The 16,920-nt window shown below is 38.9% G+C and carries 19 protein-coding genes; 10 read left to right on the forward strand and 9 right to left on the reverse strand.

Annotated elements, in window-relative coordinates; all coding sequences use genetic code 11:
- Nucleotides 1-51: 51 nt before the first annotated feature.
- Nucleotides 52-564: a hypothetical protein gene (locus DSM106972_RS35355; protein WP_127085087.1), complete on the reverse strand. Its 513-nt coding sequence runs from the start codon at nt 562-564 to the stop codon at nt 52-54.
- Between the two features lie 335 nt (nt 565-899).
- Between DSM106972_RS35355 and DSM106972_RS54130 the strand changes: the two genes are divergently transcribed.
- The 4 genes from DSM106972_RS54130 (at nt 900) to DSM106972_RS35370 (ending at nt 7,438) form a co-directional block, all read left to right on the forward strand.
- Nucleotides 900-1,073, forward strand: coding sequence for a hypothetical protein (locus DSM106972_RS54130; protein ID WP_186538872.1), 174 nt, complete (start codon nt 900-902; stop codon nt 1,071-1,073).
- A 333-nt stretch (nt 1,074-1,406) separates the two neighbouring features.
- The gene (locus tag DSM106972_RS51715; RefSeq protein ID WP_145837738.1) at nt 1,407-4,079 is read left to right on the forward strand and encodes a protein kinase domain-containing protein; all 2,673 of its coding nucleotides are present in this window, start codon (nt 1,407-1,409) and stop codon (nt 4,077-4,079) included.
- A 164-nt stretch (nt 4,080-4,243) separates the two neighbouring features.
- The gene (locus tag DSM106972_RS35365; RefSeq protein ID WP_127085088.1) at nt 4,244-6,202 is read left to right on the forward strand and encodes a hybrid sensor histidine kinase/response regulator; all 1,959 of its coding nucleotides are present in this window, start codon (nt 4,244-4,246) and stop codon (nt 6,200-6,202) included.
- Between the two features lie 516 nt (nt 6,203-6,718).
- The gene (locus DSM106972_RS35370) at nt 6,719-7,438 is read left to right on the forward strand and encodes a hypothetical protein (protein ID WP_127085089.1); all 720 of its coding nucleotides are present in this window, start codon (nt 6,719-6,721) and stop codon (nt 7,436-7,438) included.
- On the opposite strand, the gene DSM106972_RS35375 is transcribed toward DSM106972_RS35370, so the two are convergent.
- The 4 genes from DSM106972_RS35375 to ndhC form a co-directional block, all read right to left on the reverse strand.
- On the reverse strand, nt 7,428-7,772 hold the full coding sequence (locus DSM106972_RS35375; RefSeq protein WP_127085090.1) for an S-layer homology domain-containing protein: 345 nt from the start codon (nt 7,770-7,772) through the stop codon (nt 7,428-7,430). The genes DSM106972_RS35370 and DSM106972_RS35375 overlap by 11 nt on opposite strands.
- 196 nt (nt 7,773-7,968) lie before the next feature.
- Complete coding sequence (locus DSM106972_RS35380) at nt 7,969-8,493, reverse strand: NAD(P)H-quinone oxidoreductase subunit J (RefSeq protein ID WP_073623192.1); 525 nt, start codon at nt 8,491-8,493, stop codon at nt 7,969-7,971.
- On the reverse strand, nt 8,486-9,238 hold the full coding sequence (ndhK, locus tag DSM106972_RS35385; protein WP_127085091.1) for a photosynthetic/respiratory NAD(P)H-quinone oxidoreductase subunit K: 753 nt from the start codon (nt 9,236-9,238) through the stop codon (nt 8,486-8,488). The genes DSM106972_RS35380 and ndhK overlap by 8 nt, the downstream gene beginning before the upstream one ends.
- Nucleotides 9,229-9,591 (reverse strand): photosynthetic/respiratory NAD(P)H-quinone oxidoreductase subunit C, encoded by a 363-nt coding sequence (gene ndhC / locus DSM106972_RS35390; protein ID WP_026093494.1) that lies wholly within the window; start codon nt 9,589-9,591, stop codon nt 9,229-9,231. The genes ndhK and ndhC overlap by 10 nt, the downstream gene beginning before the upstream one ends.
- Nucleotides 9,592-9,796: 205 nt before the next feature.
- On the opposite strand from ndhC, the gene DSM106972_RS35395 reads away from it, so the two are divergent.
- The 6 genes from DSM106972_RS35395 to DSM106972_RS35420 all read left to right on the forward strand — a co-directional run bounded on the left by DSM106972_RS35395 (nt 9,797) and on the right by DSM106972_RS35420 (nt 12,317).
- Complete coding sequence (locus tag DSM106972_RS35395) at nt 9,797-10,192, forward strand: rubredoxin (RefSeq protein WP_127085092.1); 396 nt, start codon at nt 9,797-9,799, stop codon at nt 10,190-10,192.
- A gap of 78 nt (nt 10,193-10,270) precedes the next feature.
- On the forward strand, nt 10,271-11,299 hold the full coding sequence (locus tag DSM106972_RS35400; RefSeq protein WP_127085093.1) for a photosynthesis system II assembly factor Ycf48: 1,029 nt from the start codon (nt 10,271-10,273) through the stop codon (nt 11,297-11,299).
- 253 nt (nt 11,300-11,552) lie between these two features.
- Nucleotides 11,553-11,801 carry a cytochrome b559 subunit alpha gene (psbE, locus tag DSM106972_RS35405; RefSeq protein WP_026093495.1) on the forward strand — a complete coding sequence of 83 codons (249 nt, stop codon included), beginning with the start codon at nt 11,553-11,555 and terminating at the stop codon, nt 11,799-11,801.
- Between the two features lie 9 nt (nt 11,802-11,810).
- Nucleotides 11,811-11,948 (forward strand): cytochrome b559 subunit beta, encoded by a 138-nt coding sequence (gene psbF, locus DSM106972_RS35410; RefSeq protein WP_073623188.1) that lies wholly within the window; start codon nt 11,811-11,813, stop codon nt 11,946-11,948.
- A gap of 36 nt (nt 11,949-11,984) precedes the next feature.
- Nucleotides 11,985-12,104, forward strand: coding sequence for a photosystem II reaction center protein PsbL (psbL, locus tag DSM106972_RS35415; protein WP_172644234.1), 120 nt, complete (start codon nt 11,985-11,987; stop codon nt 12,102-12,104).
- A gap of 93 nt (nt 12,105-12,197) precedes the next feature.
- A complete protein-coding gene (locus tag DSM106972_RS35420; RefSeq protein WP_073623187.1) occupies nt 12,198-12,317 on the forward strand; it encodes a photosystem II reaction center protein J in 120 nt (39 codons plus the stop codon).
- Between the two features lie 124 nt (nt 12,318-12,441).
- Here the strand turns inward: DSM106972_RS35420 and psaI are convergent, their stop codons facing one another.
- The 4 genes from psaI to DSM106972_RS35440 form a co-directional block, all read right to left on the reverse strand.
- Complete coding sequence (gene psaI, locus DSM106972_RS35425) at nt 12,442-12,567, reverse strand: photosystem I reaction center subunit VIII (RefSeq protein WP_127085094.1); 126 nt, start codon at nt 12,565-12,567, stop codon at nt 12,442-12,444.
- Nucleotides 12,568-12,732: 165 nt separating this feature from the next.
- On the reverse strand, nt 12,733-15,393 hold the full coding sequence (locus DSM106972_RS35430) for a hypothetical protein (protein ID WP_127085095.1): 2,661 nt from the start codon (nt 15,391-15,393) through the stop codon (nt 12,733-12,735).
- Nucleotides 15,394-15,650: 257 nt separating this feature from the next.
- On the reverse strand, nt 15,651-15,905 hold the full coding sequence (locus DSM106972_RS35435) for a hypothetical protein (protein ID WP_127085096.1): 255 nt from the start codon (nt 15,903-15,905) through the stop codon (nt 15,651-15,653).
- Between the two features lie 2 nt (nt 15,906-15,907).
- On the reverse strand, nt 15,908-16,804 hold the full coding sequence (locus tag DSM106972_RS35440; RefSeq protein ID WP_127085097.1) for a hypothetical protein: 897 nt from the start codon (nt 16,802-16,804) through the stop codon (nt 15,908-15,910).
- Between the last annotated feature and the right edge of the window lie 116 nt (nt 16,805-16,920).

Raw genomic sequence — 16,920 nt, forward strand, 5'->3', positions numbered from 1 at the left:
TATTTTTACTCTTATTTTTCGCTGATTGTAGTTGATTGAACCTAGGAAAACCTAGGTTATTTGACAACAGTATTTAACCCCCTTAGACGAAGTTCCAAACCATCCAGCATCAAGATTAATGTTGCTATCGAAGACGCTATACTCCTGTTGCGGTTGAGAAAGTTTTAGTTTTGTTGCTCTTAATTCAGCAAGCAAAGTATTAAAACGCAACCGAGCAGTATGTAAACCTACACCATACATTCGCATGGTGATAAATCTCTGTTGTTGCCCATGTTGCTGATACTTAAAAGCGTTCGCTGATAAATGCGCGTCGTGATGAAGGCATAATTGCGCTAACATCTCTATATCTGATGGCGCCAATATTACCTTGACATGAAACTCAAAGTAATTCGTTGTAGGTAATACCTGCGCTTGTCTATCTGAAACTGGAACATCTTGGTTATTTACCATCGCTTCTATTTTGACACGCGCGACCGCAAAACCCGAAGACTCAAATTCACGCGCAAGCTTATATGCTTCTTGCTTGACGCTAATCAATGTACCGCGATGATATGATGCCGTCATCAATTGAAGAGCGACAACACCAAATGGTAACTCGATAAGTACGCTTTTTACTCCTAAAGTTTTACATAAACAGCAAAACTTATCCTGTGCTGCTTCTGATGTCGCATCAACGGTTACATGTACTTCAAACGTTCCTGTATATCTAGGTTGCTTTACCTAATAAAATGGTCGCTTTAATGCAAGATGGCGCCGTATCCATGTTTTAACTATCATATGTTGTAGGGTTTTAATCTGTATACTACAATTGTAGTATACGTCCTTTGTCTGCTGCAAGTGCTTAATATGAACTTTATTTTTAGTACTAGTCCTTCTACTATTACTCAAAAATAATTACTTTGGAAATAGATTTTACTCAATCTGAAAATCTTTGGCAAAAAGTAATTGCTATGCACAAGGATAATCCACTTTTTGACGAGGTACTTTTTGAGATAGAGACAGAACGCTATAAGCCTGATGTAGAAACGGAAGAATATTATAGGCGACTAGATGTAAAGGATGAGTTAAAGTGACTTCTACCTGGGCATGACATCTGACCATTCTCTTTACTTATTTCTTTGGAATGATGTTTGTAAGTAATGAGTATGATATTGATAATTTTAATAACTAGGGGCTTATTAATAAAAATAAATATCTAAAATTTTATTGTCTTGTGTCTTGTGGGGTGGGCATCCTTGCCCGCCCTCTGTAATAAAACGGGCAGGGATGCCCATTCCACAAGATATTTATTCCACAAGATATTTATTCCACAAGATATTTATTCCACAAGATATTTATTCCACAAGATATTTATTCCACAAGATATTTGTTCCACAAGTTATTTAATTCTGGAGTGTGTATGGGAAATGAAATCTATATTGTTGAACAATCGATATCAAATTATACGCGCGTTAGGAAAGGGTGGGTTTGGCGAAACCTTTCTAGCGGAGGATACTTATTTGCCTTCGCGTCGTATTTGTGTTGTTAAGCGACTTCAACCAGTTACGAATAATCCTAAAGCTTATGATGTTATACAACAACGCTTTAATCGAGAAGCTGCTATTTTAGAACAGTTGGGTGAAGGTAACGAGCAAATACCTAAGCTGTATGCTTATTTTGCTGAGGAAGAATATTTTTATTTGGTTCAGGAGTGGGTAGAGGGTTTAACTTTAAGCCAAAAGTTACAGCATCAGCACCAAGGTGTGTTGAGTGAAACTTTTGTTACTCAGTTGTTGGTGAGTTTATTACCAGTATTAGATTATATTCATAAACACGGTATTATTCACCGAGATATTAAACCTAGTAATATTATCTGGCGCCAAAAAGATAGTAAACCTGTTTTAATTGATTTTGGTATTGCTAAGGAAGTAATGAATACTGCGTTGAATGATGAAGGTGAACCTCGTAGTATTGTTGTGGGGACTCAGGGTTTTATGCCACCTGAGCAAGCAGCAGGTCAACCTGTATATTCTAGTGATATTTATAGCTTAGGGATGACGGCAATTTTTCTACTTACTGGTAAACATCCTTATGATATACAGGAATGGCGCCAAGATGTTGATATTAGTAATCATTTGGCAGCAGTTTTAACTAAAGCTACTAATTCGCATCCTAGTGAGCGTTATAATAATGCCAAAGCAATGTTGACAGACTTGCAACCTCAAGACTTTTTGGCGCCATCACCTAATAAAATAATTGATATAGCTGATATTGAAACGACTCCGCTTTCTGGATATAGTTCAAAAAGTCCAGCAGAACTAATTTCATACAGCAGAGAAGAATACCGTCATCGACAAATATTACTCAATAAAGTCAAAAACTATTGGATAAAAGGCGTTTTAGAAACTTCTTTACATGGAGTCGTATTAATTGAATTGGGTTTAGAAAACCGCTTCGATGCTTTAGACCGTCCTTGGGGTATGCTATGGGAAACTCCTGAACTTGCTCGGCAACCTTTACCAAGTAATACTAAAATATTGAATTTATTTCAACAAATGGGCGCCGGGTGTTCGTTATTAATTTTAGGTGAACCCGGCGCCGGAAAAACAATTACACTTTTAGAATTAGCGCGCGATTTAATAGCGCAAGCTGAGTACGATATTTTGCAGCCAATTCCAGTAGTATTTAACCTTTCGGCTTGGGCAAATGAAAGGATACCAATTGCTGAATGGTTAGTACAAGAACTTAATACTAAATATCAGGTTTCTAAAGAAATTGGTAGAGCTTGGGTTAAAAATCAACAGTTATTATTACTTTTAGATGGGTTAGACGAAGTTGGCACCGAACTTCGAGATGCTTGTGTGACTGCGATTAATAAATTTAGCCAAGAATACGGTGAAACTCAAATTGTTGTTTGTAGTCGCATCAAAGATTATGAAGCGTTACCCCATCGCTTGCGCTTTCAAGGTGCAGTCTTTATACAACCACTAACTTTAGAACAAATACACCAATATTTACATAACGCTGGTTTACCTCTCCAAGCATTATATAAAACTCTGCAAGCTGACATGATAATGCAAGAATTAGCCAAGTCTCCCTTGATGCTAAGTATTATGACTTTGGCTTATCAAGATTTATCGGTTACAGACTTACCACACATGAACTTGGAAGAACGGCGCCAGCATTTATTTGATAAGTATATTCAAAGAATGTTTTCTCGCAGAAGCATTAGTCATCAATATTCACAAAAACAAGCAACACACTCGCTAATTTGGCTAGCAAAAAAACTTAAAAAGCAATCACAGACAGTATTTTTCATTGAAAGAATGCAACCCAACTGGTTAGGGAAGTGGCAACCTCTTTATATAAGTGGTCTTGTACTAGTTTTTCTATTTATCGCTACACCTGTAGGAATGCTAATTTTACCTATTCAAAGAGTAGTACTTGTACTCATATTTACAAAACTGTTTTTTTGGAAAATTTTTGGCTTTGGCAAAATTCATCCTGCTGAAAATCTTAATTGGTCTTGGAAAAACGTGAGAAAGCATTTAGCTGTAGGACTCATATTAAGTCCCATTTTTGGTGTGATGCTAAAACTAACTGCGGAGCTAATAAGTACACCATCTAACTTATATGCTTTAATTACGCAAATCAATGAAGAAAAATGGTTGCAAGGTGCAGTATTTGGATTAAGTTTAGGAATAATTTTTGTACTAACTCGTGGATTAACAAGTCCCAGTATCCAAACATTGACGTATCCTAATCAGGGAATTTGGCAGTCAGCAAAAAATGCAATTATTTTTGGTTTAATCGGATTAGGGTTACTGGGTTTTACTAGTATAGCATTACTGCAAGTACGAACTGCAATTTGGGGCGCCTTTGGATTATTGTTTGGAGTTGCCGCAGGTGGTGGTGAAGCTTGCATAAAACACTTTATATTACGCTGTATTTTATATTTTAACGGTCATATTCCTTGGAATTATGCGCGTTTTCTCGACTATGCTACAGAACGCATTTTTTTACAAAAAGTTGGTGGTGGGTACATTTTTGTGCATCGCTCACTTCTAGAACATTTTGCTCAAATGAGTAAATCAATATAACGTTAACACCTTTGTCTTCTGCCGCAAGTAGGACGACAAAGCTATTTCTTTCCCTTAAACTCAACGCTAGAGGTACTCGTGGCTAGAAAGTAAATGTTGTGGGCAATTCAAGACAATTCATTTAATAAATGCTCAAACTGGCTAGCTACACAAGAAGGTCAGTTATGAACAAATTACGCTTTCTAGTGCTAGAAGATAATCCCATTGATGTCAAACTTCTAGAATTGACCTTGAAAAAACTTAGTATTGAACACGATTTAGTACTAGTCGATACCTATGGTGCTTTTTTGTCAGCGATTGAAAGTGATTCTTTTGACCTAATTCTTGCTGATTATTACTTAACTGATTTTAATGGGCTTGATGCTTTAAAAGTAGCGCGCACACGAATGCCAAATATACCGTTTATTCTAGTTTCTGGGATGATATGCGAAGAAATGGCAATCGAAGCAATAAAACTCGGCGCCACTGACTATATATTTAAACAGCGTATAGGAAGATTAGTACCTTCTATTAATAGAGCTTTACACGAAGCGCAAGAAAGACGCGAACTTGAGCATACACAACAGGAACGTGACCGTTTTTTTATGCTCTCACTTGATTTATTATGTATTGCTGGACTTGATGGATATTTAAAACGTGTTAATCCTGCTTTTGTAAATGCACTAGGTTACACCGAAGCGGAATTACTCGCTCAACCTTTTATCGAATTGATCCACCATGATGACCGCGCACTAACGATTACCGAATATCATAAACTTATATCTGGTGGGGCGCCTACAAAAAGTCTTGAGAATCGTTATCGCTGTAAAGATGGTTCATATAAATGGTTATCTTGGGGTGGAAATCCAATAATTGACGAAGGATTAATTTATTCTTCTGCCAGAGATATAACCGAACGCAAAATTGCCGAGCAAGAACGGGAGCAATTATTGCAGCGAGAAAAAGCAGCACGTGAAGAAGCTGAAAGAGCAAATCGTGTTAAAGATGAATTTTTAGCTGTATTATCGCACGAACTCAGAACACCACTAAATCCGATTCTTGGTTGGGTAAAACTTCTCAAGACTGGTAAATGTGATGCTACTCGTACTCAAAAAGCGCTTGATGTTATCGAACGTAACACTCAACTACAAACCCAATTAATCGAAGATTTACTTGATATTTCATGTATTTTACAAGGCAAGCTTACCCTTGAAACGGCGCCTGTGAATTTCAACAATGTAATTTATTCAGCTATTGATACAGTGCGTTTAGCAGTTGATGCCAAATCAATAGACTTACAACTTGATTTACCTTCTTCTACCATACAGGTAATGGGCGATGCTACAAGATTACAGCAAGTAGTATGGAATTTATTAACAAATGCCGTAAAATTTACACCGCAGAATGGACAGATAAAAATTGGGTTATCCACACTAAACAGGAATCAAGAAGTTTGTTTTACAGTTAGTGATACAGGAAAAGGAATCAATCTAAAATTTTTACCTTACGTGTTTGAATATTTTTATCAAGAAGATAGTTCAACAACACGCAAATTTGGAGGTTTAGGTTTAGGACTAGCAATTGCAAAGCAAATAGTCGAACTACACGGTGGAACCATTAGTGCTGATAGTTTAGGAGAAGGAAACGGCGCCACATTTACAGTAAAATTACCATTAAAGCAACAAATCACGAAAGAAGCATTTTTTGACTCAGTATCCTACGTTACAGGCTCAATTTTATCAGGTTTAAACATTCTCGTCGTCGATGATGAAATAGACTCACTCGAATACCTAGCCTTTACACTAGAACAAAACGGCGCCAAAGTCACATCCACATATCAAGCATCGCAAGCACTACAACTACTATCACAATCAAACTACGATTTATTAATAAGCGACATAGGAATGCCAGAAATGGACGGTTACGAACTAATACGTCAACTTCAAACATCCACACTCCAAAAAAACACTCCACCAAAAGCAATTGCCCTAACTGCCTACGCAGGAGAAGAAGACCAACATCAAGCGATAAAATCAGGTTTTCAAATGCATTTATCCAAACCCATAGAACCAGACACATTAATCAACGCCATAATCAAATTATACGATAATCAACCCAACAATCAAATCATACGATTACCGTAGGGGCGGGTTAACCAATAACCCATAACGAAGCGTCAACCTAATAAACCCGCCCCGTCTCCATCACATTTATAGTAACAATCCATAAATTCAATATAGATAAAGTTTAATTATATATCTTCTTGATTTTCATTATCTTTATTCTCAGCAGCACCTTGTTCCTATTCAGAAATAATGCTTTTAATTTCCGAAGCAGTAATATTAACCTGTTGTGATTTTGGCTCTTCCGTAATTAGCGTGCTAAATTACTTAAAAATAAGCTTGAAATTCTTACTAGGCTTTTATTACAGCCAATTTTTGATTACAATACTGCATTCTAACTAAAATGTACGACTATAAGCGACTGTAAGGCTTGATTTTAAAGGAAAGTTATCGACTGTGATTAAAATTTAGCACGCTAATTCCGGAAGAACCGAAAAGATTGGTGTATGTAGAGTATAGAGTTTTGCTGCTTTTCAGTACGTAAAATCAATTTTGCCTGTGTAGTCATATAATATCCATACTAGCAACTAATCTTATATGTCTCAATTGATACACAAGGCTGCTGTCAGTGTCTTATTGTTTGCGCTGTCTGGACTAGTAAATTATAAACCAACTCAAGCAGAAACGGCGCCACCACAAAGCGCGCGCGTATCACAAGCAAATTCAATCAAATATCAAATATTCGATACCAACTCTCCAAACAAACGGTATGCTATAGCATGGGGAATTCCGGGTAGAAAAAGTAATTCTCCAGAACTTGACGAAAAAGATGATTTTGAGAAAGTCGAAAACTATTTAGTTGATACCAAAACGAATAAAGTTATTACCAAGCTTAAATACTCTAAAACCTTCCCTAATCAAAATCATGGTGGAATAACAGCAGCATGGGCGCCTAATTCTAAATTAGTATTAGTTGTGCATAACGGAAAATGGCAACCACGAAATGTGTCTTTGGTAAATACTAGTGGCGTTCAAGTTGGTATATTCGACCAGCTAGTAAAAGATACACGCACTTATTTAGCCAAAAATGACGGCGCCGCTTTTCAAAAAAATAAAGAAAAACTAATTTTCAGTTTAGATACTTCTTCCAAATCTTTCAAACTGACAAACAACAGATTTCAAATTCCTATAATTACCTATATCCCTAAAGCACTAAATGGGTATGAAGCCAATGTACTATTAACTTATCAAGTTGACACTAACGGTAATCCAAAATTAAACCTAGTTAACGTCAAAAAAGTAACACCTAGTCCTTAACTCTATTATTAAGCTCTTGAAGTTCTTGATTTAATTTCTGTTGTCGCTGTACTAAATTTTCCAAATCCGACTTTGGCGCCAAACCATTTGTTTGATTTGGAATATTTTGTTCTACTTGATTTAAACAAGCAGCTAATGCAGCGGCAAACTCATAACGAGTCATTGCCCTATCTCCTCGAAATGTGCCATCTGGATAACCGGAGAGACATCCTAGTTGAGGATTATTTTGATTATTGGTTTGTGCTAATAGCTTTGAGGAATTAAAACAAATATTAGTTATACATATACTAGCTGCACTTGTAAAATAAATAAGTCGTGAAAGTTTAAAAAGCATATCTTTAGATATAAGCTAATGTGATTATAATTTGTTTGAAAGGACGGGCAAGGATGCCCGTTCCACAAGACAAACACTCTCTTCCTTTGTGTCTTTGTGGTAGAAAAAAATTAAATTCCCGACAACTCTAACGAAGTCGGGAATCTTATTTCTTATACTCAGCACTCAATACTCAGCACTCAGCACTCAGCACTAATTAATAAGCGTCTTGGAGTTCGTAAAAATCGGGTGAGATGTAATCTTTACGTAGGGGGAAACCAACCCAATCTTCGGGCATTAAAATGCGCTTTAAATTAGGATGTCCTTCGTAAACGATGCCGTACATATCGTAAGATTCGCGCTCTTGCCAGTCGGCAGTTCTCCAAATCCAGTACACAGATGCGACTCTAGGATTTTCGCGCGGCAAGAAAACTTTAATACGCACTTCTTCGGGTTTGTCAACATTATCAGCCATTTTTGCTAAATGGTACATGCTGACTAATTCCTGTCCGGGGCCCATATCAATGCCACATTGACATTGAAGATAGTTAAACCCATATGCATATAAAGCGGTTGCAGTTGGTAAAAGATAATCTGCTTCGATTTTAATTATCTCTACTCCAGCACTGTCAGGCGCCAATGACTCGTTATCAAACCCATTTTCTGTGAGCCATTGAGCAACCTTACCAGCTTGTACTAAAGCTTTCTCGGATGCTACTACTGGTTGTGATTCATCAGCCACGGTCGGTTGCCTCCTTTTGTGTTTGTGATGTTAGCAACGCTGGTGGTACCGCCATACCCATACCTTCGGTTAATTCCTTCGGTGGTGTATAACGTGCTTCTGACTGAATGTACTTGCCAGTGAGAATTTGTGGAACGGACTTCATGTTGTGAGTTGTGCTGTAGTAGCGGTGTGTTTGCTTGATTACAACACCACGTTCTTGCATTGAGTCGTTAGCAATCTTCTTACGTAGCTTAATAATCGCGTCGATAATAGCTTCTGGACGAGGAGGACACCCTGGTAAATATACGTCCACAGGAATTAATTTATCTACTCCACGTACTGCACTGGGTGAGTCAACACTGAACATTCCACCTGTAATTGTACAGGCGCCCATTGCAATTACATACTTTGGTTCGGGCATTTGCTCGTACAAACGCACCAACTGAGGCGCCATCTTCATGGTGATGGTACCAGCAGTAATAATTAAATCAGCTTGACGTGGGCTAGAACGAGGAATAAGACCAAAACGGTCGAAGTCAAATCTCGAACCAATTAGAGCTGCAAATTCAATAAAGCAGCAAGCTGTTCCAAACAGCAAAGGCCATAGACTCGAAAGTCTTGCCCAGTTATATAAGTCGTCAACGGTTGTTAAGATAACATTTTCCGACAGGTCAGAGGTTACCGTCGTGCGCTGAATTGGGTTTAAGATACGCTCAGTTTGTTGAGTTGTTATCTCTTTTGCCGCATTAGCATCTAAGACCATTCCAAAGCTCCTTTACGCCATGCGTATACTAGGGCAACTACAAGAATCGCTATAAAAATAAGCGCTTCTATAAACGCTAACAACCCTAGACGGTGAAATGCTACCGCCCAAGGATACAAAAATACTGTCTCCACATCGAAGACCACGAAAACAAGCGCAAACATGTAGTAGCGGATGTTGAACTGAATCCAGGCGCCACCAATCGGTTCCATACCAGATTCGTAAGTTGTGCGTCGTTCGGGGTTGCGCCCACTGGGTCGCAAAAGCTTAGACGCACTGAGAGCTAGGGCTGGAACTAGGCTACAGACAAGCAGGAAGCCTAGAAGGTACTCGTAACCGCTAAGGACAAACACAATATATTTCTACCGTGAGAGAATGAAACGAACTTTGTTACCTTAATTTACATACATTATATCGTCTTAGCTTTTTTGAATCTGACAAAACATATAGTTAGGTAATTTGATTCGTTTTTGGTTGTGATAGAAAAATCTAACACTTGTGTCATAATTTGTAACGTATATTTAAGATTCGCCTGTAAAATACCAGGCATCTGGGGCTATGAGCGAACACGAAAATGAACCAGTAGTTGACACAACGCCAGACGTTGATGAAAGTGCTGAAAGTGCTGAAAGTGCTGAAACTACCGAGTTAGACCGCTACGAATGTCGTTCCTGCGGTTACGTTTACGAACCTGAAAAAGGAGACGATAAACGTGATATCCCTCCTGGAAGACCTTTTGATGAACTACCTTTAATTTGGCGTTGTCCTGTTTGCGGCGCCAAGAAAGCAGCTTTTGTCAATATTGGCCCTGCGGGTAGTGCATCAGGTTTCAAAGAAAACCTTGGTTTTGGCTTAGGCGTGAATACACTAACCCCAACGCAAAAGAACCTTCTGATTTTTGGTGGTCTAGCAGCAGCCTTTTTACTTTTTATGAGCCTGTATGGCTTGCAATAACACATGTAGAGACGTGATTAATCATGTCTCTACGGACGTTTTAATTTGAACATTAACGAAATACATTCAAAAATACTAATGCTTTTAATTGCTAGATTTTGGCGGCGAATATTGACGACGGCTGTAGTGATTTTGATTTGCGTTGGTTGTAGCAGCGTTCCTAACACAGCATACAATCCTTGGTCGGTAATATCTGTGCCCACGGATGCAAAACTACTCGATGTCGGTTTTACCTCAGATAAACAACATGGTTTTATAGTAGGTAGTAATTCTGCTGTTTTAGAAACTAAAGATGGTGGTAACACTTGGAAAGAAGTTCCCCTTCAACTCGATAGCGAAAATTATCGTTTGACTTCCGTCAGCTTTTCTGGTAAAGAAGGCTGGATAGTTGGAGAGCCAGCTTTGATGCTACACACAACTGATGAAGGTCGCTCATGGTCGCAAATTCCCCTTAGTGAAAAATTACCAGGCGCCCCTGTTAGTGTTGTGGCATTAGGTGATAATAAAGCGGAAATGGCGACCAATGTAGGCGGTATTTATCAAACTTCAGATGGTGGTAAAAACTGGAAAGCTCAAGTTGCTGAAGCTGTTGGTTTTGTACGTAACATGAAGCGTTCACCAGATGGCAAATACGTAGCAGTATCCGCGAAAGGTAATTTTTACTCAACTTGGGAACCTGGACTAAACGCATGGGTTCCTCACAACCGTAACAGTTCACGTCGCGTCGAAAACATGGGCTTTACCTCAGATGGAAAGATGTGGATGATAGCGCGTGGTGGTCAACTTCAATTTTCTGACCCAGAAAAACCAGAAGAATGGCTCGAAGCTCAATATCCAGAATTTTCTACCAGTTGGGGTTTACTCGACATGGCATATCGTACACCCGATGAAATTTGGGTTACTGGTGGTAGCGGTAACTTGCTACGCAGTGCCGATGGTGGTAAAACCTGGGAAAAAGACCGTGATGTCGAACAAGTACCCGCTAACTTGTTTAAAGTCGTTTTCTTCTCACAAGACCAAGGGTTTGTACTAGGAGACCGTGGTGGTTACTTACTTAAGTATCAACCTGATATCGCATCTAACACCAAATTGGCGCCTGCCGCATAATAATGTAGAGACGCGAGGAACATCCATCGCGTCTCTACGGGATGTAAATTTTTTTATGAGAAAAACGTTGCGACTTGTAACTCTTTCTAAACTTTGTAGGATAATAAACAAGTAGGATATGCGCTACATGATGTCGCGCGCTGCTAGTTTAACTTTTACTTCGTCTCAAAATAGATGGGGTAATATCCGCTGCTAAATGTGAGAAACTCTTAGCAGAGGGTTTTAAATGTTTCAGATTCATGTAGGAGAGCCAATGTCAGGTACCACTGGAGAGCGTCCGTTTTCGGACATAATAACCAGCGTTCGTTACTGGGTAATTCACAGCATCACCATTCCAGCACTGTTTATTGCTGGTTGGCTATTTGTTAGCACCGGACTCGCGTATGATGTTTTTGGTACTCCCCGTCCAGATGAGTACTTTACTCAATCGCGACCTGAAGTACCAATCGTTAACAACCGTTTTGAAGCAAAACAACAAGTAGAAAAATATATTGGCAAGTAGTATCAAACTATGACTAGCGGTAATAACATAAACCAACCAATTCAGTATCCTATTTTTACGGTTCGCTGGCTGGCAGTTCACACTCTAGCTGTACCCACCGTTTTCTTTTTAGGTGCTATCGCATCAATGCAATTCATCCAACGATAGGATTCAACGATTAGAACTTAAGGATACAAGGATATTATGGATCGTTCACCAAATCCAAATAATCAACCCGTTGAGCTAAACCGAACTTCTTTATACCTCGGACTATTGCTCGTTTTCGTTTTGGGAATTCTATTCTCTAGTTACTTCTTTAACTAAGTAACTTTTGATTTTGTTTCCATCACTGGTGTATATAAATTTCCCAGTGATGATAATGTTAATTATTCTATTTTGTGAAGGGAGGAGAAAGTTGTGTCTGGAGGTGGGAGAATACCACTGTGGATTGTCGCTACAGTCGCAGGGTTAGGAGTAATTACTGTTGTAGGCATTTTCTTTTACGGCGCCTACGCTGGTCTTGGTTCTTCGATGTAATCTAATAAGAACCGATTATATAAAAACAAAAACCACCTACTTGTTGAGAGTAGGTGGTTTCAATTTGAATTGCTATGTTGGGGTACGAAGTTCCTCGACACCAACCTACGTGTGCTACATGTAACTATTCCTTAATGTCCCTAGCCATATCCTGGTTTTCTGCGTATAGCATTATAAAAACTATAGTCATAGCAGGAAAGATAAGACATGTTAAGGGAACCAAGATAGCAGGCAAAAAAGATGCTGACATAGTAAATAGTCCTGTTAAACTAAACTACGAATTCCCTTAGAGCTTACTGCAATTCCAAGCAATTTTTTACAAATTCTCAAGATTTTTAACATATGTAGAGATGCGATTAATCCCTTCGGGAAATCCTCCGGATTACGAGACGCGAGGAACATCGCATCTCTACACCTAAATCCCTAATAGCTCATCAAACTGCAAAACTGGCAAGTCGGGTGGAACAACTGTACGTTGAACACTCGCTTTATCGCTTTCCAACTGCGTTCTTATGTCTAATGATACGGCTTCTATACGTATTTCTACGCAGCCAAATGGAATATTTAATTCGGTTATTACTTCCATTCCTGACTCAAACGAATTTGGTAGCAAGTCTGTTAATATGTGTGGCCCTTCCAATAACCATCTTGTTTGACAGTCTTCTACCCATAATTTTATACACGTATTCGGACGTATTTCTTTTAATAAGATTCTGACTCGAATCGTATTACCAGAAACTAACTCTTTGCCTGGTACATTTATTTGAGGTACTGGTAATATTTCAATGTCTTCAAGATTGAATGGTAAAGAAGATAACATTTCTGCTACTGATGCTTCTGGCGCCAAAGTTTCGTCTAAATCTAATTGAGTATTATCACCACCTTCTTCTATATCATCAACTACTATTTCCTGCGCTATCCAAGTAGATGCTGTTTTGATTTCTTCTGTTTTTTCTGGAACTTCCTGTACAGACTGTATACGTGTATCTGCCTCAATATATATTATGCTTTGTGTATATAAGGCGCCTTCTAAACGCTCTTGAGAGATATTACTATTTTCATCCTCCCTTTGGTTTTCTGTACCGTTTTGTGTACTAATCAGATCGGACACATTTTGAGGCGCCATCGAAGCAGGATAATTTTGATACTCTAAATTAATATTTTCAGATGTAGAGTAACCTTGACTTTGCATCCATTTTTTAATTAACGGAGATACATAAGGTCTATTTGCCATTTCAGCGTTATATGAAAAAGTCGATGTTCGTAATGGCTCCGAGTTTTGTTCTGTATAATTATGGTGTTGATTACTTACAGCGGCATTATCTGTAATAGCATGGTTCGTTGTTTCTGGAACATCAACATTTACCTCCATTGTGTCAGTCTTACTGTCTAGAGTCTCATGCTCTATATTTTCTAGCTCTATATTTCTCAGTTCAATATTTTCTAGCTCTATATTTTGTACTTCTAAATTATCTTGTTCAAGACACTCTTCAACAAGGATGTTACTTGCTGAAGAGTCTTCAATGGGTAATTGTCTTTTTCTCAGAAACGGAAAAGTAGAACTAGCAATACTAGATGCTAATGCACCATAACTAGAGGAGTCAGATAATCTCCATGTTTCTACTTCCTCGCGTTTTGGTTTGTAATCATCGACACGTAGAGGTAGAGCGCGTTTGGGAGATGGTTGTGTAACTAACGGAGTAAATTGTCCTTTGGCTGTTTTTGCCAAATTGAAAAGTTCTAAATCTATTGATACTGTCTTTTCAGGTTCTGGAGTTAGCTGTGGTTGTGCCACATCTAGCATATCAGGTTCGCTAGGTTTCGCAGTTGCGACAGAGGCTAATAACTCGCTAACATCTGCTGTAACAATAAAAGACTGGCTTGCTAGTAATATTGCATCTCCCACACTTGACAAGGCGCCATATAAATAAATATCCGCCAAAATTAACTTAGACTCACAACTAGCAGGAATTTCTACAGAGAAATCAAAACCAAAAGGTAATAGTCTTTCTCCTATTGATTTTTGTTGCTGTACTAAAACTTCTAACCCAAGAGGAGAACGTAACTCAACACGCAACTCTCCGGCGCCAACACTTTCAAAATCAGAGGTATCATCTTTATGTGATGAATCATCATCTCGTAACTTGACTCGTCCACGTATAGTTAAAGAACGTCCCCATTGCGCTACATAACTTTGTTCATCAAGACGCAAAACCAATGGTAACGGTTGTTCTAACTGCGAAGACTCAGAATTTTCTTCCTCCAATAAAGAATTGCTATTTGGAAGTGCTAGCTCAATTAAGTTTTGCAATATTTGTTCTGCTGTATCACCTCTCACCCATACCGGGTTAACAGGTTGGTCTACAATTGCTTCTATTTCGCTGTTACGAATTGACAAAGCAAGACTGTTTATACTTAAGCCAACAGGTTCATCAACAATTACATCTATATTATCTATATTCTCTATCTCATCCGTATTATCTATCTCACCCGTGTCACCCGTATTATTTATCTCATCCGTATTATCTATCTCATCCGTATTATTTATCTCACCCGTATTATTTATCTCATCCGTATCATCCGTATCACCTGTATAATCCGTATAATCCGTGTTCGTATTTTCTACATCTACTCTTAGAAAACTAGGGGGAGCAGGAGGAATAGGAAGGTTAGATACAACGTAACCCTCTGTATTATTATTACCAGGAGTAATTTCGGTTGTGGCAATGAGCGGCAAAACTTGTAAACGAAGATTATGCTGCCATGAGTTGCCAAACATATCAGACATTAAATCGCCTGAACAGCGAACTTCCCATACTCCAGGGGTAAAGTCGGTAAAAGGCATTACCGCTGCTAAACCTTCTGAGTTTGTACGACGTAATCGCTTATGAATTCGGCGCCTGGGTGGTATTTCGGAAGGAGATTGATAAATAACCCTAACTTCTACATCAGTATTTACACTGTCAGAACTGGCGACTATCCGATATCGACCTTCAACGATTTCTGCATAAGCAGATTCTAAGGGCTGCCAAGCGCGCTCGCCCTGCTTTTGTATAAGAAATTGCCACTGTTCCATCGTTTGTGATGTTAAAACCTAAAGCCAAGAGTAATAATTGCATTTCCTTGCTTGTCAGTTTACCTTGCTCTATTACTAATTGCATCACATATTCTGTTGTTTTTATTGAAACATCATGTTTTTACCCAAACAACGCAATATGCGCGGTATGGTAGGTTACATTTTTAGCTAAAAACAAAAAAAACGGGCAGAGACAAACTCAACCCAACTTGACGTGATATCATCTTACCTATTTGAATTTGCTCTCTAAGTACAATTTAAGCGTAACGATTTTGATAGTAAGCCAAGATTTGCTTGACTAGTTTACTGTTTTCAACTGGTAAGTCAGGCGCCAAAAGAAGTTGTAAACATTCTACTTGGCTTTGGTTGTAGTCAAATGAAGAAGAAGATTGAGTAATTATTTCAACTTCTATACCTTCAACTTGGCGTAGATGAGCCGCTATTTCGCGATACACCGCTAAAGGTAGTCCAGCAAATTCAACTTTTTCACACGTTACGTTGTGGATGTGCATTTTTACGAAGCTCCGGTTGGAACAGTGTTTGGTGCTGGAGGTGCGCTGTCAGCAGATGCTGTTGTTGCTGGCGCCGCAGCTCCTTCTCCTACCATTCTCGCAACTTCGATGCCAAATTGTTCAAAAATTACTACTGGCTCTGAGCCTTCGTTCATTTCAATTCGTTTTACCAATAGTCCACTAGAAAGTCTATCACCAGCTTGAACATAGCGACTGGTTGGCTCATTCGGTACTTTGATAATGGCTTGAGGCTCGCTACCCACAAGCACTACACCTGTAACAGCAACTGCTCGCGCTAGTTCTGGTTGTGGTGTCGGTGGAAGTACTGATACTAGTGAAGGATTTGGAACTACCTGTGGCATTACTCTGGGTAAAACTGGCGTAAAACCACGAGTCATTGGGGGTGGCAGTTTCGCGATGACTCTACGATTCATTGGAAGTATACGCGGCTGAGTTCTTGCTGAAATTACCGAACTTCTACGTCTTATATTATTTTCAGACACACTCGAAACTCTTGCCGGCAATGTCGGTAACACAGGTACCACTCTTCTAAAGCTTGGCGCCGATGTTGTTGGCATAATTGGAATTGAAGGAGCAACAATTTGTGCAAATGGGTCAGGACGACCTCTAGTTATATCTATTGCTCTTTGAGTTGAGTTTGTCGGTTGAATTAAATTTGGTGTTGCCACAGTAGCTACTGTTGTTACCTGCGGTTTACCAGGTACAACTGGGTTACTGAACGGTTGAGCCAATTGTGTTGATGCTGGAACTGGAGTTGCGGCAGGAGTAGCAGCAGTTGTAGGAGTAGGAGCAGCTGCTTGTTCCCCTCCCTCTGATGAACACCCTGCGATTGTAAGAATTGCAATAGCTGCAACTGCAATTTTTGAATATCTGCCCATTAGTGTCAAAAGCCATTGGAAAAAAAATTTAATCGAAATCAACCAGAAACAGAAACCTGGTTTCTACGTAAAATCTTTGTTGTTATTACAAGATAGAATAAGAAACCAGGTTTCTA

The organism is Dulcicalothrix desertica PCC 7102 (genome assembly GCF_003991905.1).
Taxonomy (GTDB): domain Bacteria; phylum Cyanobacteriota; class Cyanobacteriia; order Cyanobacteriales; family Nostocaceae; genus Dulcicalothrix; species Dulcicalothrix desertica.